The 23,569-nt window shown below is 68.2% G+C and carries 22 protein-coding genes and 1 tRNA gene; 16 read left to right on the top strand and 7 right to left on the bottom strand.

All coding sequences use genetic code 11. The features are described from left to right. The first annotated feature begins 126 nt into the window (after window positions 1-126). Entirely contained in the window at window positions 127-873 is a 747-nt protein-coding gene (locus ACWPN5_RS20860; RefSeq protein ID WP_145680789.1) for an SAM-dependent methyltransferase, read from the top strand. Between the two features lie 21 nt (window positions 874-894). Here ACWPN5_RS20860 and ACWPN5_RS20855 read toward each other — a convergent pair whose 3' ends face one another. The 4 genes from ACWPN5_RS20855 to ACWPN5_RS20840 form a co-directional block, all read right to left on the bottom strand. Further along, window positions 895-1,782, bottom strand: coding sequence for a hypothetical protein (locus ACWPN5_RS20855; protein ID WP_492297179.1), 888 nt, complete (start codon window positions 1,780-1,782; stop codon window positions 895-897). Window positions 1,783-1,876: 94 nt separating this feature from the next. Beyond that, entirely contained in the window at window positions 1,877-2,806 is a 930-nt protein-coding gene (locus ACWPN5_RS20850; protein WP_492297178.1) for an AEC family transporter, read from the bottom strand. A 7-nt stretch (window positions 2,807-2,813) separates the two neighbouring features. Further along, window positions 2,814-3,386: a Holliday junction resolvase RuvX gene (gene ruvX / locus ACWPN5_RS20845; protein WP_492297177.1), complete on the bottom strand. Its 573-nt coding sequence runs from the start codon at window positions 3,384-3,386 to the stop codon at window positions 2,814-2,816. Window positions 3,387-3,449: 63 nt separating this feature from the next. Then, window positions 3,450-5,126 carry a methyl-accepting chemotaxis protein gene (locus ACWPN5_RS20840; RefSeq protein WP_145680785.1) on the bottom strand — a complete coding sequence of 559 codons (1,677 nt, stop codon included), beginning with the start codon at window positions 5,124-5,126 and terminating at the stop codon, window positions 3,450-3,452. Between the two features lie 264 nt (window positions 5,127-5,390). Here ACWPN5_RS20840 and gatC point away from each other — a divergent pair, with 264 nt between their 5' ends. The 4 genes from gatC to ACWPN5_RS20820 all read left to right on the top strand — a co-directional run bounded on the left by gatC (window position 5,391) and on the right by ACWPN5_RS20820 (window position 10,845). After that, the gene (gene gatC, locus ACWPN5_RS20835) at window positions 5,391-5,678 is read left to right on the top strand and encodes an Asp-tRNA(Asn)/Glu-tRNA(Gln) amidotransferase subunit GatC (RefSeq protein WP_014198426.1); all 288 of its coding nucleotides are present in this window, start codon (window positions 5,391-5,393) and stop codon (window positions 5,676-5,678) included. Further along, complete coding sequence (gatA, locus tag ACWPN5_RS20830) at window positions 5,678-7,159, top strand: Asp-tRNA(Asn)/Glu-tRNA(Gln) amidotransferase subunit GatA (protein WP_145680784.1); 1,482 nt, start codon at window positions 5,678-5,680, stop codon at window positions 7,157-7,159. Before gatC ends, gatA begins: the two co-directional genes overlap by 1 nt. A 21-nt stretch (window positions 7,160-7,180) precedes the next feature. Next, window positions 7,181-8,632 carry an Asp-tRNA(Asn)/Glu-tRNA(Gln) amidotransferase subunit GatB gene (gene gatB, locus ACWPN5_RS20825; protein ID WP_492297176.1) on the top strand — a complete coding sequence of 484 codons (1,452 nt, stop codon included), beginning with the start codon at window positions 7,181-7,183 and terminating at the stop codon, window positions 8,630-8,632. 98 nt (window positions 8,633-8,730) lie between these two features. Next, a complete protein-coding gene (locus tag ACWPN5_RS20820; protein WP_145680782.1) occupies window positions 8,731-10,845 on the top strand; it encodes a PAS domain S-box protein in 2,115 nt (704 codons plus the stop codon). Between the two features lie 30 nt (window positions 10,846-10,875). Here the strand turns inward: ACWPN5_RS20820 and ACWPN5_RS20815 are convergent, their stop codons facing one another. Next, window positions 10,876-11,109: a hypothetical protein gene (locus tag ACWPN5_RS20815; RefSeq protein WP_145680781.1), complete on the bottom strand. Its 234-nt coding sequence runs from the start codon at window positions 11,107-11,109 to the stop codon at window positions 10,876-10,878. Between the two features lie 197 nt (window positions 11,110-11,306). On the opposite strand from ACWPN5_RS20815, the gene ACWPN5_RS20810 reads away from it, so the two are divergent. Then, a tRNA-Ser gene (locus ACWPN5_RS20810) sits at window positions 11,307-11,400 on the top strand. Between the two features lie 106 nt (window positions 11,401-11,506). On the opposite strand, the gene ACWPN5_RS20805 is transcribed toward ACWPN5_RS20810, so the two are convergent. Then, window positions 11,507-11,770, bottom strand: a complete 264-nt coding sequence (locus ACWPN5_RS20805) for a hypothetical protein (RefSeq protein WP_492297175.1) — start codon at window positions 11,768-11,770, stop codon at window positions 11,507-11,509. Between the two features lie 295 nt (window positions 11,771-12,065). On the opposite strand from ACWPN5_RS20805, the gene ACWPN5_RS20800 reads away from it, so the two are divergent. The 8 genes from ACWPN5_RS20800 to ACWPN5_RS20765 all read left to right on the top strand — a co-directional run bounded on the left by ACWPN5_RS20800 (window position 12,066) and on the right by ACWPN5_RS20765 (window position 19,789). After that, on the top strand, window positions 12,066-13,175 hold the full coding sequence (locus ACWPN5_RS20800) for an ABC transporter substrate-binding protein (RefSeq protein ID WP_492297174.1): 1,110 nt from the start codon (window positions 12,066-12,068) through the stop codon (window positions 13,173-13,175). Window positions 13,176-13,178: 3 nt separating this feature from the next. Then, on the top strand, window positions 13,179-13,376 hold the full coding sequence (locus tag ACWPN5_RS20795; RefSeq protein ID WP_145680778.1) for a hypothetical protein: 198 nt from the start codon (window positions 13,179-13,181) through the stop codon (window positions 13,374-13,376). Window positions 13,377-13,441: 65 nt separating this feature from the next. After that, on the top strand, window positions 13,442-14,344 hold the full coding sequence (locus tag ACWPN5_RS20790; RefSeq protein ID WP_145680777.1) for a TauD/TfdA dioxygenase family protein: 903 nt from the start codon (window positions 13,442-13,444) through the stop codon (window positions 14,342-14,344). Window positions 14,345-14,518: 174 nt separating this feature from the next. Continuing rightward, window positions 14,519-15,541 carry an ABC transporter substrate-binding protein gene (locus ACWPN5_RS20785; protein WP_492297173.1) on the top strand — a complete coding sequence of 341 codons (1,023 nt, stop codon included), beginning with the start codon at window positions 14,519-14,521 and terminating at the stop codon, window positions 15,539-15,541. A gap of 4 nt (window positions 15,542-15,545) precedes the next feature. Then, window positions 15,546-16,394 carry an ABC transporter ATP-binding protein gene (locus ACWPN5_RS20780; protein WP_492297172.1) on the top strand — a complete coding sequence of 283 codons (849 nt, stop codon included), beginning with the start codon at window positions 15,546-15,548 and terminating at the stop codon, window positions 16,392-16,394. Then, window positions 16,391-17,287 (top strand): ABC transporter permease, encoded by an 897-nt coding sequence (locus ACWPN5_RS20775; protein ID WP_492297171.1) that lies wholly within the window; start codon window positions 16,391-16,393, stop codon window positions 17,285-17,287. The genes ACWPN5_RS20780 and ACWPN5_RS20775 overlap by 4 nt, the downstream gene beginning before the upstream one ends. A 175-nt stretch (window positions 17,288-17,462) precedes the next feature. After that, the gene (locus tag ACWPN5_RS20770; protein ID WP_492297170.1) at window positions 17,463-18,704 is read left to right on the top strand and encodes a threonine synthase; all 1,242 of its coding nucleotides are present in this window, start codon (window positions 17,463-17,465) and stop codon (window positions 18,702-18,704) included. 2 nt (window positions 18,705-18,706) lie between these two features. After that, window positions 18,707-19,789, top strand: coding sequence for a malate/lactate/ureidoglycolate dehydrogenase (locus ACWPN5_RS20765; RefSeq protein WP_492297169.1), 1,083 nt, complete (start codon window positions 18,707-18,709; stop codon window positions 19,787-19,789). A gap of 11 nt (window positions 19,790-19,800) precedes the next feature. Here the strand turns inward: ACWPN5_RS20765 and ACWPN5_RS20760 are convergent, their stop codons facing one another. Next, window positions 19,801-20,805: a C-terminal binding protein gene (locus ACWPN5_RS20760; protein ID WP_145681159.1), complete on the bottom strand. Its 1,005-nt coding sequence runs from the start codon at window positions 20,803-20,805 to the stop codon at window positions 19,801-19,803. Between the two features lie 194 nt (window positions 20,806-20,999). On the opposite strand from ACWPN5_RS20760, the gene ACWPN5_RS20755 reads away from it, so the two are divergent. Together ACWPN5_RS20755 and ACWPN5_RS20750 are read left to right on the top strand one after the other, a co-directional pair. After that, a complete protein-coding gene (locus tag ACWPN5_RS20755) occupies window positions 21,000-22,409 on the top strand; it encodes an FAD/NAD(P)-binding protein (RefSeq protein ID WP_492297168.1) in 1,410 nt (469 codons plus the stop codon). A 181-nt stretch (window positions 22,410-22,590) separates the two neighbouring features. Then, window positions 22,591-23,565, top strand: a complete 975-nt coding sequence (locus tag ACWPN5_RS20750; RefSeq protein ID WP_492297166.1) for an alpha/beta hydrolase — start codon at window positions 22,591-22,593, stop codon at window positions 23,563-23,565. The last annotated feature ends 4 nt before the right edge of the window (window positions 23,566-23,569 follow it).

Below are 23,569 nucleotides of genomic sequence, written 5' to 3'. Positions count from 1 at the left end.
TGCGCTGGCCCTGAAACCCGGCTATCGAGCGTGGAATCATGCTAACCTGATTCCACTCGGATGTTTTCACCAAGACTATTCGGGTTCTGGAAAGAATTATTCGCATCATTCTCGGGGGATACGGTGATGGACATTCCGCGGATCTTCAACATCACGGAAAGCGCCCACCGCATCCACAACCCGATCACCCCGGAGAAGCTCGCCACGCTCGGCGCGGCGTTGCGTCTGGAGCCCGGGACGCGGGTCCTCGACCTCGGCAGCGGGTCGGGGGAGATGCTGTGCACCTGGGCGCGCGACCACGGCATCGTCGGCACCGGCATCGACATGAGCCGGCTGTTCACCGAGCAGGCGAAGCGCCGCGCCGTGGAACTCGGCGTCGCCGACCGGGTATCGTTCGTGCATGGCGATGCCGCGGGCTATGTCTCCGCCGAGACGGTCGGCGTGGCGGCCTGCGTCGGGGCCACATGGATTGGCGGTGGGGTCGCCGGCACGATCGACCTGCTGGAACGCAGCCTGCGCCGCGGCGGCATCATCCTCGTCGGCGAGCCCTACTGGCGGCGCCTGCCGCCCACCGACGACGTCGCCCGGGGATGTCTTGCCCGGGCGGTTTCCGACTTTCTCACGCTGCCGGGCCTTCTCGCGTCCTTCCGCGAGCTTGGCTTCGACGTCGTCGAGATGATGCTCGCCGACCAGGACGGCTGGGACCGCTACGAGGCGGCCAAATGGCTGACCATGCGCCGGTGGCTCGACGCCAACCCCGACGACGGGCTTGCGCCGGAGGTCCGGGACAAACTGACCTCGGAGCCCGAGCGCTACGCCACCCACACGCGTGAGCATCTGGGATGGGGTGTGTTCGCGCTGATCAGGCGGTGACGGGCTGTAGGGTTCCCCGCCTTACGGAATCAGGCTCTGAAGCGTCTTGAGAATGGTGGCGGAGCGCTCCCTGGCTTCATCTTCCACGCCGTTGGCGATCACCATGCCAACGACCCCGCCGCGTCTGTCCGTGCCGTTCGTGATGGCGTAGGCGTTGGCTGCGCTGCCCGGAGTCCAGCCGCCCACGCTGTCCAGCGCCGCACCCAGCGTCGAGGCCCGGATGCTCGACAGGGCGGCTTGAGCCTTCAGGCCCCCCGTCTTCAAATCGACCAGGGACGTGTCGGCGTCGGGTTTCCTGGCGCCGTCGAACAGGATGCGGAGGTTCCCGCCTTTCTCCGTGCCCTTCGGGAGGAACGTCACGTCGAACATGCCGGTGGACACGCCGCTTTTATCAGTCCACATGCTTTCGCCCGTCGTCTGCAGCATTTTGGCTACGGCCGGGGGCATGTCCGGTTCGACCAGCCCGTTCTTTTCCGCGAGATTCTTTATGGCGGTCAGCGCGGCTCCGCCCGCCGCCCAACTGTTGCCGTCTGCGCTCAAGCCGAAGGTCTGGTCGACGAGGCTGCGAACCTTCCCCCGGTACTCATTGTGCTTTTCCCGCCAATCGGCATGGGCCGCCAACGCTTCGGGTGTGAAGAGTTCCGCATCCGCGTTCAGTCCCGGCACCGTTTCGGCGGCCGCCGCCGCTTGAGCCAGCGAGTCGGCGGTCACGGCCATTCGGGTGGCGCCGCTCATCCGGAATTGAGCCTGGGCGGACAGGCTGACCGTGTCCACCGGCCCGGAGGCGGGAGGCTCGGCCGATGAGGACCGCGTCGCCACCGAGATGCTTCCCGAGGGCTTGCCCAGGATCGCTTCCCGAGGCGCCGACGACAATGTATGGCTGTGAGTTGTCGTCTGGCTGATGGTCATGGCTGTGCGACTCCCAGGAAAAACTAGCCAGAGTAGTGTTTCCGGGCAATTCCTAACGAACCATGAATGGCCGCTTATGAACGGCGACGGACCGTCAGCCCGCCAGGGCGACGACCAGCGGCAGCGTCGCGGCGGAGGCGAGAGTCTGGACGGTGATGATGCCGGCCACCAGTGCATGGTCGCCACCCATCTGCCGGGCCAGGACGTAGGAACTGGCCGAGCAGGGCAGGGCGTTGAACAGCACCGCGATGGTCAGCGGCAGCCCGTCCACGCCCAGCCACAGCCCGGCAAGCGCCGTCGCGGCGGGGACCAGCAGCAGTTTCAGGACGCTGGACAGCGCCACGCCGAGCCCGGCGCCGCGCGCCGCGGCGAGGTCCAGCCCCGCGCCGACCGAGAGCAGCCCCATGGGCAGGGCGGCCCGCGCCAGGATGCCCACCACGTCGCCGATCACTGGAATCCGGCCGATCCCGCTGAGGTTCAGGACGGCGCCGATGGCGACGGCGATGATGATCGGGTTGCGCAGGATGCCGGAGACGACCGCACCCATGCCATTGCGTTGTGGCACGCCGTCCGCCACCCGTCCATAGCGCACCATCGCCGTGACGCAGAGCAGGTTGACCAACGGCACCACAACGGCGATGCCCACCGCCGTCAGCGTCAGCCCGGCGGAGCCGTAGAGGGCGCCGGCCCCGGCCAGCCCCACATAGGTGTTGGGCCGGATCGCCCCCTGAAAGACCGAGGTGAAGGCCGGACCGTCCAGCCCGATCGGGCGCCGGACGGCAAGCGCCAGGACGGCGCCGGCGAAGATCCCCGCCGCCATCGTCCCGCCCATCGGGCCCATGGACAGAGCGCGCAGATCGCTCCGCGTCAGCTCGTCCACGATCAGGCAGGGAAAGAAGAGAAGATAGGTCAGCCGGTCGAGCGACGGCCAAGCGGACTCGGGGATCACGGCGCGGCGGCGCAACCCCTGGCCGAACAGGATCAGCAGGAAGATCGGAGCCAGCGCCCCGGCGATGGGCAGCATGGGGTCGTCAGGCGTCCCCGCCGCTGCTGTCGCCGCCGCTGCTGTCGCCGCCGATGTCGTTGTCGTACTCGTCGCGCTCCCGCTGCTCCCGCTCCATGCGGCGGATGTGGGCCAGGGCGTCCAGCGCGCCTTGCAGGATGTAGGCGGCGGCCATCTTGTCGACGACCTCGTCCCGGCGCTTGCGGGTCATGTCGGCCTCGCCGATCATGAAACGCTCCACCGCGGAGGTCGACAGCCGCTCGTCCCAGAAAGCGATCTCAGCGTCCCAGCCCAGCAGGTCGGACCGCTCCATCAGGTTCTTGGCGAAGGCACGGGTGGACTCGGCGCGCGGCCCCTCCGACCCGTCCATGTTCAGTGGCAGGCCGATCACCAGCCCGCCGATCCCGTAATCGCGCAGCGTCCGCGACAGCTCGCGGGCGTCCTGGGTGAACTTCGTGCGCTTCAGCGTGCCGATCGGCGAGGCGACGACGAAGTTGGGGTCGGACACGGCCATGCCGACGGTCTTGGTGCCGACGTCGAGGCCGAGCAGGCGCTGGCCCCGGCCCAGGCGGGCGGCCAGTTCGGGAAGCGTGTGGATCATGCCGCGAACCATAGAAGCCGCAAGCCCGGACGGCAAGCCCGGCGGCGCAGGGCGCGAGGCGCCTCAGGCGTTGCGGATGCGCTGCACGAACTCGTCCACCGACCGGCGCATGGCCTGGGCGTGGTCGCCGAGGCTGTTGGCAGCCTGCAGCACATCGGCCGCCGCCTGACCGGCCTCGCGGGAGGCGTCGTTGACCTGCCGGATGCTGTGCGAGGCGTCGGCGGTCCCCTTGGCGGCCTGCTGGACGTTGCGCGCGATCGCCCCGGTCGCCGTGGTCTGGCGTTCCACGGACAGGGCGATGGACCCGGCGATGTCGTTCACCTGCCGCACCGTGTCGGCGATGCCCCGGATCGCCGACACGGCGTCCTGGGTTTCCTCCTGGATCGCCTGGATCTGGGCGGCGATCTCCTCGGTGGCGCGGGCGGTCTGGTTGGCGAGGCCCTTCACCTCGTTGGCGACGACGGCGAAGCCCTTGCCGGCCTCCCCGGCGCGGGCGGCCTCGATGGTGGCGTTCAGCGCCAGCAGGTTGGTCTGCGAGGCGATCTGCTGGATGAGCTGGACCACGCTGCCGATGCGCTCCGCCGTGCCGGACAGGCTTTCCACCGTGGCGTTGGTGCGCTGCGCCTCGTCGAGCGCGGTCCGGCTGGTGCGCGCCGCGCCGTCGACCTGCTGGGCGATCTCGGCGATGGAGCCGCTCAACTCGTCGGTGGCGGAGGCGACGGTCTGGACGTTGCCAGACGCCTGCTCGGTCACCGTGGCGACGGAGGATGCCTGGGCCGTCGTCCGCTCGGCGATGGCCGTCATGCTGCGCGCGCTGCTCTGGAGCTGGCCCGCCGCCGCGGCGACCGCGCCGACCATGCCCTGGACGCCGGTCTGGAAGGAGCCGGCCAGCTCATTCATCAGCCGCCGCTTGTCCGCCGCGGCCCGCTGGTCGGCCTGCCGGGCCTCCTCCTCCATGGCGCGGTTGCGCTGGAGGCTGTCCTTGAAGACCAGCATGGCGCCGGCCATCGCGCCGATCTCGTCGCGCCGGTTCCGGGCGGGGACGGTGATGGAGAGATCGCCGTCGGCCAGCCGGCGCATCGCCTCCGTCATGGCGCGCACCGGCCGGGCCACTGCGCGGGTGGTCAGCAGAGCGGTGAGCAGCAGGATCGCCGTCATGCCCAGCGAGATCGCCACCCCGATCGCGCCGTAGCGGTCGGCGGTGGTGTCGTACTCCTCGTCCGCTTCCCTGGCCTCGCGGGCGGTGGAGAGCTTGATCTTCTCGTAGAGGTCAGACATGGCGGCCAGCTCGCGGTCGATGCGGTCGTCCATGGCGCGGGTCCGCGCGTCGGCGGGTCCGTTGCGCAGGATGGGCAGCATCTCCGTCTCGAAGATGTCCACGGCGGCCCGGAAATGCCGTTCGGCCTCGTCCGCCCAAGCGCGCTCGTCCGGCGTGTCCATCACTTCGGCGGTCCTGCGGATGTAGAGTTCGGCGTTCCCGCGGACGGTCTTCCACTGTTCGTCGTGCTGCGGCGCGTAGCCGTTGATCTGTGCGTCGGCGACGATCTTGTAGAGGCGCCCGTCATAACCGGCGAGTTCGGTCAGCGTCGTGGCGTCGGCGACCCGCCGCATCCCCTCCTGCTGCAGATCGCTCAGCCGCGTCATGGCGATGGTGTTGAACAGCGCGACGGCGGCGAAGCCCGCCACGCCGATGCCGAAGCCGAGGAAAAGACGTTTCGCCAGCGTCAGTGATGCTGTCATCGGAGGCCTGCCGGGTTGAGTGAGATGAAATGGCTTCGGCACGAATTTGATTTGTATGTTGGTCAATCTAACAGGGAATCGGACGCCGCACCATGCGGTGTCGGCTGCGGAAGCCTTTTGCCGCGCCTCCGTCTCCCTGCACCTCTGCACCGCCGCTCGGCGCGCGCGCCGGTGGAAGGGATATCCCTGAATCATTGCGGTAATAGAATTCGGGTGATAGCTTCCAAGCCGTTTTTCCAGACGTTTCGGAAGAGAGTGGAAGGCATGTCGCTCGACAAGGCCACCGTGGCCAAGATCGCGCATCTGGCCCGCATCAAGGTGCCGGACGATGAACTGGATCACCTGGCGGGTGAGCTGAGCCAAATCCTGACCTTCGTCGAACAGTTGGGCGAGGTCGACACGCAGGACGTGCCGCCGATGACCAGCGTGGCCGCGCAAACCCTGCGCCGCCGCAAGGACGAGGTGACCGATGGCGGTTACCGCGACGCCGTCCTCTCCAACGGCCCGGAGACGGCCGAAGGCTTCTACGTCGTTCCGAAGGTGGTCGAGTGATGACCGGTCTTACGCATCTGACCATGGCGGCGGCCCTCGACGGCCTCGCCAAGAAGGAATTCACCGCGGTCGAGCTGACCGAGGCCCACGTCAAGGCGGTGGAGACGATCCGCCCCCTGAACGCCTTCATCACCGAGACGCCGGAGCAGGCGCTGGCGATGGCCAAGGCTTCCGACGCCCGCCGCGCCAAGGGCGAGGCCGGTCCGATGGAGGGTCTGCCCATCGCGGTGAAGGACCTGTTCTGCACCAAGGGCGTGCTGACCACCGCGGCCAGCCACATCCTCGACGGCTTCAAGCCGGAGTATGAGTCCACCGTCACCAGCAACCTGTGGCGCGACGGCGCCGTCATGCTGGGCAAGGTGAACCTGGACGAGTTCGCCATGGGCTCGGCCAACATCACCTCGCACCACGGCAACGTGATCAGTCCGTGGAGCCCGGGCGAGGTCGGCAACTGGTCGCGCCAGATCGTCCCCGGCGGCTCGTCGGGCGGCTCGGCCGCGGCGGTGGCCGCGCGCGCCGCTCTGGGCGCCACCGGCACCGACACCGGCGGCTCGATCCGCCAGCCCGCCGCCTTCACCGGCATCGTCGGCATCAAGCCGACCTACGGCCGCTGCTCGCGCTGGGGCGTGGTCGCCTTCGCCTCCTCGCTGGATCAGGCCGGCCCGATGACCCGCACGGTCGAGGACGCGGCGATCATGCTGCGCTCGATGTGCGGCTTCGATCCGAAGGATTCGACGTCGGTCGACATGGCGGTGCCGGACTTCCGCGCCGCGCTGACCGGCGACATCCGCGGCCTGAAGGTCGGCATTCCCAAGGAGTACCGGGTGGAGGGCATGCCCGCCGAGATCGCCGCGATCTGGGACCAGGGCATCGAATGGCTGAAGCAGGCCGGCGCCGAGCCGGTGGAGATCAGCCTGCCGCACACCAAGTACGCGCTGGCCACTTACTACATCGTCGCTCCGGCCGAGGCGTCGTCGAACCTCGCGCGCTACGACGGCCTGCGCTACGGCCTGCGGGTCGAGGGCGCCAGCCTGAAGGACATGTACGAGAACACCCGCGGCGCCGGCTTCGGCAAGGAGGTCCGCCGCCGCATCCTGATCGGCACCTACGTGCTGTCGGCGGGCTATTACGACGCCTACTACAACAAGGCCCGCCAGGTGCGCACGCGCATCAAGTGGGACTTCGACGAGGCGTTCAAGCAGTGCGACGTCATCCTGACGCCGACCGCGCCGAGCACCGCCTTCGCCATCGGCGAGAAGATGGACGACCCGATCCAGATGTACCTGAACGACGTGTTCACGGTCCCGGCCTCGCTGGCCGGCCTGCCGGGCATGTCGGTCCCGGCGGGGGTCGGGTCGGACGGGCTGCCGCTGGGGCTCCAGCTCCTGGGCCGGCCCTTCGATGAGGAGACCGTCCTGCGCGTCGGTCAGGTCATCGAGAAGGCCGCCGCCGTCACCGCCACCCCGCCGTTCATGGCCTGAGCCGGACGAGAGAAGAGACCGATGTCGTACATTCAGGGCGAAACGGGCGATTGGGAAATCGTGATCGGGCTGGAGGTCCACGCCCAGGTCATCTCGAACGCCAAGCTGTTCTCCGGCGCCGCCACCGCCTTCGGCGCGGAGCCGAACAGCCAGGTCAGCTTCGTCGACGCCGCCTTTCCCGGCATGCTGCCCGTCATCAACGAGCATTGCATCGAGCAGGCGGTGCGCACCGGCCTGGGGCTGAAGGCGCAGATCAACCTGCACTCGGTGTTCGACCGCAAGAACTACTTCTACGCCGACCTGCCGCAGGGCTATCAGATCAGCCAGTTCCAGCAGCCCATCGTCGGCAAGGGCGAGATCGTGCTGGACCTGCCGGACGGCTCCTCCCGCACGGTCGGCGTCACGCGCCTGCATCTGGAGCAGGACGCCGGCAAGTCGCTGCACGACCAGCACCCCGCCAAGACCTACATCGACCTGAACCGGTCGGGCGTGGCGCTGATGGAGATCGTGTCGGAGCCGGACATGCGCACCGCGGAGGAGGCCGGCGCCTATGTGCGCAAGCTGCGCTCCATCCTGCGCTACCTCGGCACCTGCGACGGCAACATGGAGGAAGGCTCCATGCGCTGCGACGTCAACGTGTCGGTGCGCAAGCCGGGCGCGCCCTTCGGCACGCGCTGCGAGATCAAGAACGTCAACTCGATCCGCTTCGTCATGCAGGCGATCGAGTACGAGGCGCGCCGCCAGATCGAGATCATCGAAGAGGGCGGCAAGATCGACCAGGAGACGCGTCTGTGGGACACGACAAAGTTCGTGACCCGCTCCATGCGCTCCAAGGAGGAGGCGCACGACTACCGCTACTTCCCCGATCCGGACCTGCTGCCGCTGGAGCTGGACGCCGAATGGGTCGAGGACATCAAGAAGACCCTGCCGGAACTGCCGGACGACAAGAAGGCCCGCTTCATCAGCGAGTACAAGCTGTCGCCCTATGACGCCAACGTGCTGGTGTCGGAGAAGGCCCGCGCCGATTTCTTCGAGGCGGTGGCCAAGGGGCGCGACCCGAAGCTGGCCGCCAACTGGGTCACCGGCGAGCTGTTCGGCTACCTGAACAAGGCCGGCAAGGAGATCGAGGAGAGCCCCGTCTCGGCGGAAAACCTCGGTGGCCTGATCGACCTGATCGCCGACAACACCATCTCCGGCCGAATCGCCAAGGAGGTGTTCGAGGCGATGTTCGAGACCGGTGAGAAGCCCGCCGACATCGTCGAGAAGAAGGGCCTGCGTCAGGTCACCGACACCGGGGCCATCGAGTCGTCCATCGACGCCGTGCTGGCCGCCAACGCCGACAAGGTGGCGGAGTTCCGCTCGGGCAAGGACAAGCTGTTCGGCTTCTTCGTCGGTCAGGTGATGAAGGCGACGCAGGGCAAGGCCAATCCGGCCCTGGTCAACGAAATCCTGATGGCCAAGCTGAAGGGCTGATCGGCAACGGCCGTGATGCCGCGCCGGAACACGGTGCGGCGTCATAGCCATTGATTTTGTTCTCCCGTCGGTTTCAATTGGAGCCGGCGGGAGGCCCGATGATTGCAAATTCGCTGACGGTGGCGCTGTTCGCGCTGTTCGCCGGTCTCCTGGCCGGATTTCTCGCCGGCGTGCTGGCGGCTCGGCGCGTGGCGGGGCGCTTCCGGGTCGACAGGACGACCCCTTCCTCCGCGGCAACGGAAGACCGGCTGCGCGCCATCCTGGACACCGCTCCCATCGGTGTTCTCATCAACACGCGCGACGGCGACAATCTCTACCACAGCCCCAGCGCCGCCACCTGTTTCAAAGTCAGCGGCGAGCAGCTGCAGCGCGACGGCATGTGGCCGCTCTACCATGACCCGGGGGACCGCCGGGCGGCCATCGATCGTCTCTACGCCGAGGGGCGCTTCGACGGGCAGGAGGTGCTGCTGCGCCGTGGCGACGGTGAAACCTGCATGGGCTCGCTGAGTTCGACCGTCATCGAGTTCGAAGGGCAGCGCTGCCACATCAGCTGGTTCTACGACCTGACGGAGCAGAAGAAGGCCGACGCGGTGCGCCGCGATCTGGCGGACCGTCTGGAAATGGCCCTGGACGCCACCGGGGCGGCGGTGTGGGACACCGACATCCCGCGGGGGACCTGCTGGTGGTCCGACAGCTTCGCGCGCATGCTGGGCTACGCCGAGCCGCCGGAGATGCCCGCCGACTTCTGGGACCGGCGCCTGCATCCCGACGACCGGCAGCGCGTGCTGACCACCATCGACGCCCACCTGCGCGGCGAGACCGCGGCCTATGCCTATGATTACCGGCTGCGCCGGGCCGACGGCGGCTGGATGTGGATCGCCGCGCAGGGGCGGGCGATTCGCGACGCTTCCGGACAGGCGGTGCGCTATGTCGGCATCATGACCGACATCACCGAGCGCCGCCGCCAGGAAGAGGAGGTCCGCGCCGGCAAGGAACGGCTGCTGCGCATCCTGGAGGCCAGCCCCATCGCCGTGAACATCACGCGCCGCGACGGCCTGCTGGTGTTCTGCAACACGCAGTCCGAGATCATCCTTGGCCGGTCGCGCGACGACCTGCTGCCGATGCCGGCCGAGCGGCTGTACGCCGATCCGGCCGACCGTCAGGCTCTGATCGACCGCTTCGAACGGGAGGGGCCCTTCCGCGACGCCGAGGTGCGTTTCCGCAAGCCGGACGGGACAATCGTCTGGGTGCTGTCGAGCTGGGGTGAGATCGAAATGGACGGGGAGCCGGCGCTGCTGACCTGGCTCTACGACATCAACGACCGCAAGGCGGCGGAGGCCGCCATGGTCGCCGCCCGCGACGAAGCGGAGCGCGCGCTTGCCGACCTGCGCGCCGCCCAGGAAAGCCTGATCCAGGCGGAGGCCATGGCCTCGCTGGGGCAACTCGTCGCCGGGGTCGCGCATGAGATCAACACGCCCATCGGCATCGGCCTCACCGCCGCCAGCCACATCGCCGAACAGGCCCGCGATCTGCGCGTCCGTTTCGATTCGGGTCAGTTGAAGAAGACGAATCTGGCCGAGTATCTCGACACGGTGACGGAGGCCGCGCGCCTTCTGGTGTCGAACATGAACCGGGCGGCGGCGTTGGTGCAGAGCTTCAAGCGGGTGGCGGTGGACCAGACCTCCGGCGAGCGGCGCTCCTTCGACCTGCGCACCTACGTCGACGAGGTGCTGTTCTCCCTGCGACCCCGGCTGAAACGCACGCTGGTGGCGGTGGAGGTGGACTGTCCGGAGGGGCTGGAGATGGACAGCTTTCCGGGCGCGCTGAGCCAGGTTCTGACCAATCTCGTGATCAACGCGCTGATTCACGCCTATGGCGACGACCAGCGGGGCACCATCCGCATCGCGGCCCATGCCGATGGCGACGATCACGTCGTCATCGATTTTTCCGACGATGGGTTCGGCATTCCCGACGATCATCTGACGAAGGTGTTCGAGCCCTTCTTCACGACCAAACGGGGCGAGGGCGGCTCGGGGCTTGGTCTCCACATCGTGCACAGCACGGTGACGGGCGTGCTGGGCGGGACGGTGGCGGTGCGGTCGGCGGCCGGGCAGGGCACGGGATTCACCCTGCGATTGCCGCGCCATGTCGCGCGGGAAACCGCCCCGGAGGCCGTTCCATCGCCCGAGCCGGGGCCGGCGGTCCCGGTCTGACGGAGTCCCCGGTTCGGGCGGCGGGCCGCGTCAGATGTGAAGGTCCTGGAACTGCAGATGCTTGGGGCGGCGGCCGCGCCGTTTGGGTGGGGCAAAGGCCGCCGTGGCGCCGCTTTCACCCTGCACCTCGGCTTTCAGCTCCTGAACGCAGCGCAACAGCAGCTCCTTCTCGCGCAGATCCTCGCGGTCGGTGATCTCGAGACAGCTCAGCTTGATCTCGACCAGATCGATCAGCGTTTCGGCGCAGCGGCGTGACAGGCTCATGGCGTCCCCCCGAGCAAGGATTGCTATCGCGTTCTGGTGGTAAGCTACCTTTGATTTTCTAAAAAGTACATAAAATTTTATACAGATTTCGATCTTTCTCCACGCGATCACATTTTTGGAGAGTAAGCGTTGACAGGCCCCATCCGGATCGTTAGAACGCACCCACGCCGGCGGCGCCACAGAGCGCCGCCCCGGTAGGAGGGGTGGCCGAGAGGCTGAAGGCGGCGGTTTGCTAAACCGTTATAGGGGCTCAAACCCCTATCGTGGGTTCGAATCCCATCCCCTCCGCCACGAATTCAGCCCAAGCAACTCAGTTGCTTGGGCGTTTTCGTTTCTGGACCTTGCGGTCCGCGCCCCGGAGCGCCTGACTCCTCCGGCACCTGTCCCGCCACGTCGATCACCGGGCATCTGGCAGCCGGGCGCCGCCGCGGGCATAGATCTGCTGGGGTGCGCAAAGCGCATCGAGTTGCACCACGACGGCCCCCGGCTGGCTGTTCAGCCCCATCCACGCATCGTAGCCGACAATCTCGCCCCTCCGGATGTCACGATACAGACCGTAAGCGAGATAACGCACCTCGGACACCGGTATGCGCACCCCGGCGAGGGATGACGCCACGACCGGGTTGCACGGATTCGAACTCAGCCAATTCAGCGCGCTCACCGCGCCGGGTTCCGGGGCGGCTTGTGGCGGTGGGCTGAGGTTGGCGCAGGCCGCCATGAGCAACGCCGACGCAATGGTCCCACATCGAACCGCCATCGTGATGGACTCGGGCTGTCCAGCCCCTTGATTTCTCACCGCTCCGCCCTCCAGCGCGCCAATTTCATTCGCTCAAAGCGCAACAGACACAAGGCCGCCCTGTGCCGTGCGGAGCAGCCAAAGCCGAACCGAATGGATATTAAGCATTAATTTTTTGTATTATCATCTCGTAAAAATCTACTTGATAAGTAGATTGTAATTGACGAAGCCTCAGAAAATTGCTGTGATTGGGTTGTCGATCAACTCCGGCGCGCTTTCTTGGGAGGCTTCAATGACAGCGGATGCGAAACGCATCGGTTCCACCGCAAGACGGGCTTTTCTCGGCCTGACCCTGGCGGCGGGCGTAGCCCTTGTCCCCGCGGGCGGCGCGCGGGCCGAGGCGACGGATTTGACCATCGCCATCCAGTACGGGCTGGGCTACCTGCCGTTGATGATCGCCAAGAATCAGGGGCTGATCGAGAAACATGCCGAGGCGCAGGGCATCGGACCGGTCAAGGTCAATTGGCTGGTGTTGAACGGCGGTGTGGCCGCCAACGACGCGCTGCTGAGCGGAAGCGCGCAGATCGTCTCCGCCGGTATCGCGCCGCTGCTGACCGTCTGGGACAAGACGCGCGGCGGCCTCGGTGTGAAGGCGATCTCCGGGCTGGATTCCTCGGCTTACTGGATCAACAGCAACAATCCGAACGTCCGCAGCATCCGCGACCTGACCGACAAGGACCGCATCGCAGTGCCGGCGGTGAAGGTTTCCATCAACTCGGTCATTCTCCAAATCGCCGCGGAGACGGAGTTCGGGCCCGGCCATCACTATGACTTCGAGCCGCTGACCACGACGTTGAGCCCCCCGGATGCCACGGCGGCGCTCGTCTCCGGCAAGACGGAAATCACCGGCCACATCACCACCCCGACCTATGGGTCGCAGCAGCTCGCCTACCCAAACGTCCACCGCATCCTGAATTCGCGCGACGTCATCGGCGAGGCGACGCTGGTGCTGAGCTACACCACGCAGAAGTTTTACGACGAGAACCCGAAGCTCACCGCCGCCGTGGTGAAGGCGATGGGCGACGGATTCGCGCTGATCAAGCGCGACAAGGCCGAGGCCGCCCGCATCTATCTGGCGGAAGAGCGCAGCAAGCTGACCCGGGACGAGGTCGTGGCGCTGCTCGACAACCCCCACATCAGCTACTCCCAGATCCCGCAGAACACCGGCGTGATCGCCGACTACATGCACCGCGTCGGCTCGATCAAGACCAAGCCGGCCTCGTGGAAGGACTACACCCTCCCAATTCTCCACAACGAAACGGGGAGCTGACCCATGCCCGGCGACCGTGAACCGCCAGTGGAACTGATCTGCCTGCCGTTTCCCGAGGCCATGGCGCTGTGGCTGCTGATGTCCGACACCGGCGAGACCGATCCGCCGCTGGACTTTGGGCGTCTGCACACCCTGTCGGGGGCCTTCGTGCTGCTGGCCTTCGGCGCCGTCGCGCTGCTCGCCTGGTTCCACGCGGCCTGACGCCGGCCGCTCCCCGCCCTTCATCTCCGCCTGCCCGTCCATCCCTTCCCACAGGAGCCTGTCCGATGAGCCTTCCCAGCGGTTTCGACATCAAGCCCATCAACGGCAACATCGGCGCCGAACTGCGCGGTGTCGCCCTGTCCGGCGACCTGCACCCGGCGGTGCTGAAAGCGATCCAGGACGCCGTGTACGAGCACAAGGTGGTCTTCGTCCGTGACCAGCATCACCTCGACGACGCCCGGCAGGAGGCCTTCGGGCGGTTGTGGGGCAGGCTGGTCGGTCACCCGACCGTCCCGTCGCTCAGCGGGACCGAAGGCATCCTGGACGTGGACGGCTCCCGCGGCGAGCGCGCCAGCTCCTGGCACGCCGACATCACCTTCCTCGACGCCTATCCCAGCATCACCATCCTACGCCCGCATGAGCTGCCGGACCGCGGCGGCGACACGCTGTGGGGCAACACGGCGGCGGCCTACGCCGAACTGCCGGAGCCGTTGCGCGATCTGGCCGACAAGCTGCGGGCGATCCACACCAACCAGTACGACTACGCGGGTGACCGGGGGACGGTGCGCGAAGACGGGCTGAAGCGCTTCAACGAGGTTTTCACCTCGACCGTCTACGAGACGGAGCATCCGCTGGTCTCCGTCCATCCGGTCACCGGTGAGCGCACCCTGCTGGTCGGGCATTTCCTGCAACGGCTGATCGGATTCGGCACCTCCGACTCCAACCGGTTGATCGGCATCGTCACCGACCACGCCACCCGTCCCGAAAACACGGTGCGCTGGCACTGGTCTCCGGGCGACGTGGCGATCTGGGACAACCGGGCCACCATCCACCGCGCCGTCGACGACTACGGCAGCCGACCCCGCGTCGTCCGCCGGACGACGGTGGCCGGCGATGTGGTGGTCGGCGTCGACGGCCGCGCCAGCGTGACCCGTGTGCTCGGCCGCAAGCCGAGCATCGCCGCCTGATCGTCTGGCCGGGACCGGCGTGGGGGCGCGGTTCCCCATGCCGGTCCCGTCTTTGCACACGCGAATTTCACATAATCAAATAGTTATTATATCCGATTTTCCCAGTTGAATCATTCGTGGAATCATGATGTCATTTTCCTACTAGAGATTAGGTAAAATTTATCGGAGGTTCGTATGGTCAAGCCTGCACGTGTCATCCGCCGCGCGCTTTGCGCCCTGGCCGGGCTGGGGCTCGCCGCCGCAGCGCTGGCCGGTCCGGCGGCGGCGGAAGGCCGGATACGGATCGCCGAACAGTACGGGCTGGGCTATCTGCCGCTGCATGTGCTGCGCCACCAGAAGCTGATCGAGAAGCACAGCAAGGAGTTGGGTCTCGACGTCACCGTGGAGTGGGTGCAGCTCTCCGGCGGGGCGGCGATGAACGACGCGCTGCTGTCCGACAGCATCGATCTCGGCTCGGCGGGCGTCGGTCCGCTGCTGACCATCTGGGACCGCACCAAGGGCAACGCCAACGTCAAGGCCATCGCCGCCCTGAACAGCATGCCGCTGTTCCTGACGACCACCAACCCCAACGTCAAGACGCTCAAGGACTTCACCGACAAGGACAGGATCGCCCTGCCGGCGGTGAAGGTCGGCGTCCAGGCCCGCGTGCTCCAGATGGCCGTGGAGAAGGAGTTCGGGGAGGGCAAGTTCGACGCGCTCGACAAGCTGACCGTCTCGCTGCCACACCCCGATGCCACTGCCGCCTTGCTGTCCGGATCGTCGGAGATCACCGGCCACATCTCCGGGCCGCCGTTCCAGTACCAGCAGCTTCGCGACCCGAAGATCCACAAGGTCTTCAGCTCCTACGACGTGCTGGGCGGGCCGCACACCTTCAACCTGATCTGGGCGAAGGAAGCCTTCCGCGCAAAGAATCCCAAGACCTATCAGGCCTTCCTCGGCGCGCTGAAGGAGGCGATGGACGTCATCAACGCCGACCATTCCGCGGCGGCGGACATCTATCTGGCGCAGAACCGGGGCGACCTCGACAAGGCCTTCGTCGTCAGCATCCTCGACGACCCGGACAACCAGTTCACCGTGGCCCCCGCCCGCGTCGGCGCTTTCGCCGACTTCATGCACAAGGTCGGCGCCATGAAGAACAAGCCGGCCTCCTGGAAGGACCTGTTCTTCGAAGACCTGCACGGCGAAACCGGGAGCTGATCCGATGAACGCCTTCACCTATCCCGCCAGCGTGGACACCGAGAGCGTGGGCACCGCCGGCGTGTCCGAACGCCCGCTGCTGGACGTGTCCGGCGTGACGCTCCAGTACAAGACGCGCCGCCATCTGGTGACCGCGACCTACCGCGTCGACTTCCAGGTGTTCCAGGCGGAACGCTACGTCCTGCTGGGGCCGTCCGGTTGCGGCAAGTCCTCGCTTCTGAAGGCGGTGGGCGGCTTCCTGCCGCCGGTGGAGGGCGCCATCCGCCTGAACGGGCGCGCGGTGACCGGGCCGGGGCCGGACCGCATGATGGTGTTCCAGGAGTTCGACCAGTTGCCGCCCTGGAAGACGGTGAAACAGAACGTCATGTTCCCACTGCTCGCCAGCGGCAAGGCGTCGCGCCGGGAGGCCGAGGAGAAGGCGCTGGACTGCATCGCGCGGGTGAACCTGTCCAAGTTCGCCGACGTGCATCCGCACATGTTGTCGGGCGGGATGAAGCAGCGCGTCGCCATCGCCCGCGCCATGGCGATGGAGCCGGACATCCTGCTGATGGATGAGCCCTTCGCCGCGCTCGACGCGCTGACCCGCCGCAAGATGCAGGAGGAGCTGCTCCAGCTCTGGGACGATCTGCGCTTCACCGTGCTGTTCGTCACCCACTCCATTGAGGAGGCGTTGGTCGTCGGTTCGCGCATCCTGGTGCTGTCGCCGCATCCCGGCCAGGTGAAGGCGGAGCTGAACTGCGACGGCTACGACCATGTCGCGATGGGCAGCCCGGCGTTCCAGGACACCGCCCAGCGCATCCACACCATGCTGTTCGCCGACGAGGTGGAAACGGTGAAGGGGCCGCGCTCATGACCGGCCTGTCCCTGGCGCCGCAAGGCCGCCGCGTGCCCCCCGTCCGCCCGGAGTATGAACGGACGGTCGCCACCACCGGCCCGATCGGCGACGTGGCCCGCCCGCTGTCCCTGTGGGAGCGGATCGGCAACATCACCGCGCTCCGCCGCTTCGCCGTTCTGGCCGCGGTGGCGCTGCTCTGGCAGGTCGCCGCGACGTGGCAGAACAACCCGCTGATGTTCCCCACCTTCACCGCCACCGTCGCGGCGCTGTGGGAGGCGATCTGGCGGGAGAACCTGCTGTCGATGGCCTGGGTGTCGCTGTCGGTCCTGCTGAAGGGCTACGCCATCGCCGTGGTGTTGGCGGTGGTGCTGACCAGCTTCGCGGTGTCCACGCGCATCGGCAACGACGTGCTGTCCACCCTGACCTCCATGTTCAACCCCTTACCGGCCATCGCGCTGCTGCCCATCGCCATGCTGTGGTTCGGGCTGGGGGCGGTCAGCCTGACCTTCGTGCTGGTCCACGCGGTGCTGTGGCCGCTGGCGCTGAACACCCACGCCGGCTTCACCTCGGTGTCGGAGACGCTGCGCATGGCCGGGCGGAATTACGGGCTGAGCGGCATCCGCTACGTCGTCACCATGCTGATTCCGGCGGCCTTTCCGGCGATCCTGACCGGGCTGAAGGTCGGCTGGGCCTTCGCCTGGCGGACGCTGATCGCGGCGGAGCTGGTGTTCGGCGTTTCGTCGGGCAAGGGCGGGCTGGGCTGGTTCATCTTCCAGAACCGCAACGAGCTGTACATCGACAAGGTGTTCGCCGGGCTCGTCACCGTCATCCTGATCGGCCTCGTTGTCGAGAACGTCGTCTTCCGCTGGATCGAGACCCACACCGTCCGCAAGTGGGGAATGGTCCGATAGCAACCAAATCCCCTCTCCCGCCCCGGGAGAGGGAGGGACCCGCCGCTCCGCGGCGGGAGGGTGAGGGTATCGGCGAGGATCAGTGGTTCGATCCTTGCGCGACCCTCACCCGCCCGCTTCGCGGGCACCCTCTCCCGGGGCGGGAGAGGGGATTCTTCAGCAAGGAAATCCATCCGTGCCTTTCGACAGCAACCTGACCACCGAGCGCCCGACCTTCGTCACGCATCTGGACTGCGCCTACACCGGCGAGCGGTACGAGGCCGACACCGTCCACAACCTGTCCAAGGCGGGCAAGCCGCTGCTCGTCCGTTACGACCTGGAGGGGGTGCGCGGCGCGCTGACCAAGGACGCGCTGGCCGAACGCCCGCAGGATCTGTGGCGCTACCGCGAACTGCTGCCGGTGCGCCGGGTGCAGGACATCGTCAGCCTGGGCGAGGCGGTGACCCCGCTGGTCGCGCTGCCCAAGCTCGCCGCCAAGCTGGGGGCCGCCGAGTTGCTGGTGAAGGACGAGGGACGCCTGCCCACCGGCTCCTTCAAGGCGCGCGGGCTGGTCATGGCGGTGTCCATGGCGAAGGCCTTCGGCATCAAGCACATGGCCATGCCAACCAACGGCAACGCCGGCGCGGCGCTGGCCGCCTACGCGACGCGGGCGGGCATCAAAACGACGATCTTCTGCCCGGAGGACACGCCGGAGGTCAACGTCTCGGAGATCGAACTCCAGGGCGCCACGGTCTACCGGATCAACGGGCTGATCGACGACTGCGGCAAGATCGTGGGAGAGGGCAAGGCCAAGGCCGGCTGGTTCGACGTCTCCACCCTGAAGGAGCCCTACCGGATCGAGGGCAAGAAGACCATGGGGCTGGAACTGGCCGAGCAGCTCGGCTGGGAGGTGCCGGACGTCATCTTCTACCCGACCGGCGGCGGCACCGGGCTGATCGGCATGTGGAAGGCCTTCGCCGAGCTGGAGGCCATCGGCTTCATCGGTTCCAAGCGCCCGCGCATGGTCGCCGTGCAGGCCGCCGGCTGCGCCCCGATGGTCCGCGCCTACGAGGCGGGGGAGGAACACGCGCCGCGCTGGCAGGATGCCCACACCATCGCGTCCGGCATCCGCGTGCCGCAGGCGGTCGGCGACTTCCTGATCCTGCGCGCCGTGCGGGAGAGCGGCGGCTTCGCCGTCGCCGTTCCGGACGAGGCCATCCAGGCGGCCCTGGACGAGGCGGCGCGGGAAGAGGGCTTCCTGCTGTGTCCGGAGGGCGCCGCCACCTACGCCGCCTACAAGCAGGCGCTGGCCGACGGGCGGGTGGGCCGCGACGAGCGCGCCGTGCTGTTCAACTGCGCGACCGGGCTGAAGTACCCGCTGCCGCCGGTCCACCGGACGCTCGATCGTCACCAGCCCATCGACTACTCGGTGTTCTGAGGATGAATGGTCCTTACGCGACGGACCGTCTGGTGGCTCTGCTCGACGCCATTCTGCAACGGTCCGGCAGCAGCCCGGAAGAGGCGGCCATCGTCGCCGCCAACCTCGTGGACTCCGACGCCACCGGCCACGCCAGCCACGGCGTGTGCCAGATCGCGGTCTACGCGAAGAGCCTGGAACTGGGTCATCTGCAACCCAACCGGCACGCCCGCGTCGTCCGCGACGAGGCGCCGTTCCTGGTGGTCGAAGGCGATGTCGGCTACGGGCAGGTGATCGCGCGGGAGGCGACGGACCTCGCCATCGCGCGGGCCAAGGCCGGCGGGGCCTGTGTGCTCGCCCTGCGCAACGCCCATCACATCGGGCGGGTCGGCGCCTACGGCGAGCAGTGCATCGCGGCCGGCGCGACCGGGGTCTTCTTCGTCAACGTGGTCAGCCGTCCGCTGGCCGCACCCCATGGCGGCGGGCGGCCGCGGCTCGGCACCAACCCGATCTGCATCGCCGTTCCCGCCACACCGGGCCATCCGCCTTTCCTGCTGGACTTCGCGACCAGCGCGGTGGCGGCCAACAAGTGCCGCGTCGCCGCCGCGTCCGGCAAGGAGCTCGCCGACGGCCTGCTGATCGACGAGCGGGGGGCGCCAACTCGCGACCCCGGCGTGATGTTCCGCGATCCGACCGGCGCCATCCTGCCCTTTGGCGGGCATAAGGGCTACGGGCTGGCGCTCGCCTGCGAGATCCTCGCCGGGGCGCTGGCCGGCGGGCTGCCGGCCCTGCCGGAGAACCTGCGTCCGGGCCGGGTGGTGAACAACGCGCTGGCCTTCCTGATCGACCCGGCGCGGGTGGCCGAGTCTGGGGGCGACGCGGAGAATGGCAACTGGCAGGCGTTGACCGACGCGGTGCTCGACCACATCCAGGACACCCCGCCGGTACCCGGCGGTGACGGCGTGCTTGTGCCCGGCGGGCCGGAGCGGCGGAGCCGGGCGCTGGCCGCGGAGCGCGGCATCACGCTCGACCCCGACACCGTGCGCGCCCTGCATGGGATCGGGGGCGCGCTCGGCCTCGACGTTCCGGCCTTCCTGGTGGCCTGACCGGGTTGAGGTCAGGGCAGGATGCGGTTGCGCAGAACCCCGTCCTCCAGGAACAGCCGGGCGGTCTCGGCGGCGTTGCGGCGCATCTCGATCGCCGCCTCGTCGGAATGGAAGGCGTTGTGCGGCGTGACCACGAGCCGCCCTTCCAGCCAGGATTCCCGGCGGCGCCACGCGTCCAGCAGCGGGTGAGGGGCGGGCGGTTCGGTCGGCAGCACGTCCGTCCCCACCGCGGCGACTTGGCCGCTGCGCAGCGCCGCTTCCAGCGGGTCGAGGCCGGCGAACATCTCGCCGCGCGCCGTGTTGACCAGCAGGGCTCCGGGCTTCAGCTTCGCCAGGAACTCCGCGTCGATCAGGCCGCGGGTTTCCGGCGTCAGCGGACAATGGAAGGTCACGATGTCGGATTCGGCCAGCAACTCGTCCAGCCGGCGGACGCGCCGGTAGCCGACCGCCTTCTCATGCCCGGCGGGCTGCTGCGGATCGTAGCCGAGGATGCGATAGCCGAAGGGCTTCAGCCGGTTCACCACCGCGGTGCCGATCCGCCCCACGCCGACGACGCCGACCGTCGCCGCGCTGGACCGCCGCAGCGGGGTCAGCGTGTTGGCCTGCCACGTCGTGCTGTAGCCGCGGGCGCGGGCGTCATGCTCCCACAGGCGGCGCTGCAGGGAGAGCAGCAGGGATACGGCGTGGTCGGCCACCTCTTCCGTCCCGTAATCCGGGTTGTTGCAGAAGGGAATGCCGGCGGCCTCCAGCGCCGCCACGTCGACCTTGTCGTAGCCGACCCCGAACCGCACGACGACGCGGCAGCGCGGCAGCTTGGCCACCGTCGCCGGGCCGATGCGGGTGCTCCACACCAGCAGCGCGTCCAGCCGGGCCAGACGCTCCGGGTCCAGATCCTCCTCGCGGCGGGTGTCGAGGAAATCCACCTCGGCACAGCCGTCGAGAACCGCCGCCTCCAGGTCCGGCGGGGGGATCATGTGGTCGGTGATTCCGACGACGAAGGGTGCACGCTTGCCCATGGTCATTCTGCGGTTCGGGTCCTTTTGGTCGAGGGGAATCAACAAATTCTACGAGTTGTTTTTGGCGCACGACATATGAAAGCACATGCGATACGGCAAAAGCCAACTTGTTAAATAGGGATTCATGGTGCTCTAATGATGGCAATTCGGGGGCGCCCCGCGGGGTGCTGGACACAGGGAGAGGAACGACGAGCATGCCGTCCCACGACACCGCGCACAGCATCGCCATCGTCGGCGCCGGCTTCACCGGCAGTATCCTGGCGGCCCACCTTCTGCGCAAGGCGGAGGAGCCGACGCGCATCCACCTGATCGAACGCGCCGGCACGCTGGGCACCGGACTGGCCTATTCCACCGACAGCGCGGCGCATCTGCTGAACGTGCGCGCCTACAACATGAGCGCCTATCCCGACGACCCGCGCCACTTCCTGCGCTGGCTGTGGGCGAAGGACCTCGGCGGCGACGTGCCGCCCAGCGGCCACGCCTTCGTGTCGCGCCGGTTGTACGGCGCGTACATCCAGGACGTGCTGCGCGAGGCCCAGGCGGAGGCCCCCGCCCATGTGACGCTCGACACGGTGCGGGCGGAGGTCGTCAATGCGGCGGTGGATGGCGGCGTCCGGTTGAGCCTTGCCGACGGGACAAGCCTCGCGGTGGACCGGGCGGTGCTGTGCGTCGGGCATTTTCCGCCCTCGCCGCCGTCGATCCCGGCGCCGGAGGTCTTCGCGTCGGACCGCTTCGTCGGCGACCCCTGGAACCGCGAGGCCGTCGCCGCCATCGACCCGGACGCGCCGGTGCTGATCCTCGGCACAGGACTGACGATGGTCGACGTGGTGCTGTCCCTGGAGAACCAGGGCCACCGCGGCCCGATCCTGGCGCTGTCGCGCCGCGGGCTGCTGCCCACCACCCATCTTGAGACGCGGCCCTTCAAGAGCTTCGTCCATCCCCAGACGCTGCCCGGCACGGTGCTGGACGTGCTGATCGCCCTGAAGGCCGACGTCCGCCGCGCGCGGGAGGAGGGGCTGGACTGGCGTGCTGCCTTCGATTCCCTGCGGCCCTTCCACCCGCTGATCTGGAAACATCTGCCCCTGGAGGAGCGGCAGCGCTTCCTGCGCCACGCCCGGCCCTATTGGGAGGTGCACCGCCACCGCATGGCGCCGGAGGTGGCCGCGCGCATCGAGGCCCTGCGGGCGAGTGGGCAACTGACCGTCCGCGCCGGCCGCCTCCAGTCGCTGGCCGCGACCCCCGACGGGGTGGAGGCGACGATCCGCGCGCGGGGTGCCGACGAGGCACAGTGGACGCGGACGGTCGGCGCCATCGTCAACGCGACCGGCACCGAATGCGACTTCGGGCGCATCCGCCATCCGCTGATGCGCGCCCTGCTCCAACAGGGGTTGGCCCGGCCCGACCCGCTGCGTCTCGGCCTCGACGTCACCGAGGAGGGGGCGCTGATCGGGGAGGGCGGGGCGGTGTCCGACCGTCTCTTCGCTCTTGGCCCGGTCAGCCGCGCGCCCTTCTGGGAGATGACCGCGGTTCCCGAACTGCGCAGCCAGTGCGCGGACGCCGCGCTCGCTCTCGCCCGCCGCCGCCTCACGAAAAGCCCCGCTTAATAAAACATTTTTACATTGTTATTTTATGTTCATAAATCCTATTTCCATGATAGATTTTTGTGTCTATCATGACGTCCAGTGTTGATTTCCATCCGGCATCCGGAGGTCCCATCCGGTTGACCGGCACCGCTCCCGGTCCGCGCGGCTGTGCGCCGTCGCTTCGGTTGAGAAGGAGGATGTCATGCCGGACAGCATTTTGCGGCCCGCGGCGGACCGCCTGGACCCGCAGGTGATCGCGATGAACGAGGCGGCCGCCCGCCTCGGCGCCGCCCCCGCCGATCCTTTGAGCCTCCCGCTCGCCGCGGCCCGCGCGGCGGCGGAGCGCTATCACGCCTTCCTGAACGGCGCCACGCCGCTGGCCGCGGAGGTGACGGAGGCGACGGTGGCCGGCCCCGCCGGTCCTGTGCCGTTGCGGCTCTACCGCCCGGCGGGCCGCGGGACGGAGCGGCTGCCCGTCCTGGTCTATTTCCATGGCGGCGGTTTCGTCGTGAACAGCGTGGACACCCACGACCGGTTGCTGCGGCTGCTCGCCCGGCACAGCGGCGCGGTGGTCTGCGCGGTGCGCTACAGCCTGGCGCCGGAGCGCCGTTTTCCGCACCAGCACGGGGAGGCGCTGGCCGCCCTGCGCTGGGTTGCCGCCGCCGGCGCATCGCACGGGATCGATCCGGAGCGGATCGCGGTCGGCGGCGATTCCGCGGGGGCAAACCTCGCCCTCGTCCTCGCCCTGGCCGCGCGCGGGCGGGGCGAACCGCGGGTGGCCTTTGGGCTGCTGTTCTACGGCATGTTCGCCCACGACTTCGACACCCTGTCGCACCGCCGTTTCGGCGACGGGCGGTACGGGCTGACGACGGCGCGGATGCGCTGGTACTGGAACCAGTATCTCGGCGCCGCCTCCCCCGACGACCCGCGCGCGGCGCCGCTGCTCGCCGACCTGCGTGGCTTGCCGCCCCTGCTGCTGCTGGCCGCGGACCTCGATTGCCTGCGCGATGACACGCTCCGTCTGGCGGAGCGGCTGGCCGAGGCGGGGGTTCCGCACCGGCTCGCCGTCTATGATGGGCTGCCCCACTCCTTCGCCACGGCAACCCGTCTGGTCGACCGCGCGCACGGGGCCGTCCTGCAGGCCGCCCTGGCGGTGCGCCGCCACCTCAACGTCTGACCGG

Source organism: Azospirillum sp. UENF 211521 (genome assembly GCF_058780535.1).
Note: the sequence above shows the minus strand (reverse complement) of the source record. Positions and strands in the feature narration are given on the sequence as shown.

What these genes read in the sequence shown, in the direction of transcription:
- ACWPN5_RS20860 (WP_145680789.1), top strand. Translation starts at nt 127, where the DNA reads ATGGACATTCCGCGGATCTTCAACATCACGGAAAGCGCCCACCGCATC.
- ACWPN5_RS20855 (WP_492297179.1), bottom strand. Translation starts at nt 1,782, where the DNA reads ATGACCATCAGCCAGACGACAACTCACAGCCATACATTGTCGTCGGCG.
- ACWPN5_RS20850 (WP_492297178.1), bottom strand. Translation starts at nt 2,806, where the DNA reads ATGCTGCCCATCGCCGGGGCGCTGGCTCCGATCTTCCTGCTGATCCTG.
- ruvX (WP_492297177.1), bottom strand. Translation starts at nt 3,386, where the DNA reads ATGATCCACACGCTTCCCGAACTGGCCGCCCGCCTGGGCCGGGGCCAG.
- ACWPN5_RS20840 (WP_145680785.1), bottom strand. Translation starts at nt 5,126, where the DNA reads ATGACAGCATCACTGACGCTGGCGAAACGTCTTTTCCTCGGCTTCGGC.
- gatC (WP_014198426.1), top strand. Translation starts at nt 5,391, where the DNA reads ATGTCGCTCGACAAGGCCACCGTGGCCAAGATCGCGCATCTGGCCCGC.
- gatA (WP_145680784.1), top strand. Translation starts at nt 5,678, where the DNA reads ATGACCGGTCTTACGCATCTGACCATGGCGGCGGCCCTCGACGGCCTC.
- gatB (WP_492297176.1), top strand. Translation starts at nt 7,181, where the DNA reads ATGTCGTACATTCAGGGCGAAACGGGCGATTGGGAAATCGTGATCGGG.
- ACWPN5_RS20820 (WP_145680782.1), top strand. Translation starts at nt 8,731, where the DNA reads ATGATTGCAAATTCGCTGACGGTGGCGCTGTTCGCGCTGTTCGCCGGT.
- ACWPN5_RS20815 (WP_145680781.1), bottom strand. Translation starts at nt 11,109, where the DNA reads ATGAGCCTGTCACGCCGCTGCGCCGAAACGCTGATCGATCTGGTCGAG.
- ACWPN5_RS20795 (WP_145680778.1), top strand. Translation starts at nt 13,179, where the DNA reads ATGCCCGGCGACCGTGAACCGCCAGTGGAACTGATCTGCCTGCCGTTT.
- ACWPN5_RS20790 (WP_145680777.1), top strand. Translation starts at nt 13,442, where the DNA reads ATGAGCCTTCCCAGCGGTTTCGACATCAAGCCCATCAACGGCAACATC.
- ACWPN5_RS20785 (WP_492297173.1), top strand. Translation starts at nt 14,519, where the DNA reads ATGGTCAAGCCTGCACGTGTCATCCGCCGCGCGCTTTGCGCCCTGGCC.
- ACWPN5_RS20780 (WP_492297172.1), top strand. Translation starts at nt 15,546, where the DNA reads ATGAACGCCTTCACCTATCCCGCCAGCGTGGACACCGAGAGCGTGGGC.
- ACWPN5_RS20775 (WP_492297171.1), top strand. Translation starts at nt 16,391, where the DNA reads ATGACCGGCCTGTCCCTGGCGCCGCAAGGCCGCCGCGTGCCCCCCGTC.
- ACWPN5_RS20765 (WP_492297169.1), top strand. Translation starts at nt 18,707, where the DNA reads ATGAATGGTCCTTACGCGACGGACCGTCTGGTGGCTCTGCTCGACGCC.
- ACWPN5_RS20760 (WP_145681159.1), bottom strand. Translation starts at nt 20,805, where the DNA reads ATGGGCAAGCGTGCACCCTTCGTCGTCGGAATCACCGACCACATGATC.
- ACWPN5_RS20755 (WP_492297168.1), top strand. Translation starts at nt 21,000, where the DNA reads ATGCCGTCCCACGACACCGCGCACAGCATCGCCATCGTCGGCGCCGGC.
- ACWPN5_RS20750 (WP_492297166.1), top strand. Translation starts at nt 22,591, where the DNA reads ATGCCGGACAGCATTTTGCGGCCCGCGGCGGACCGCCTGGACCCGCAG.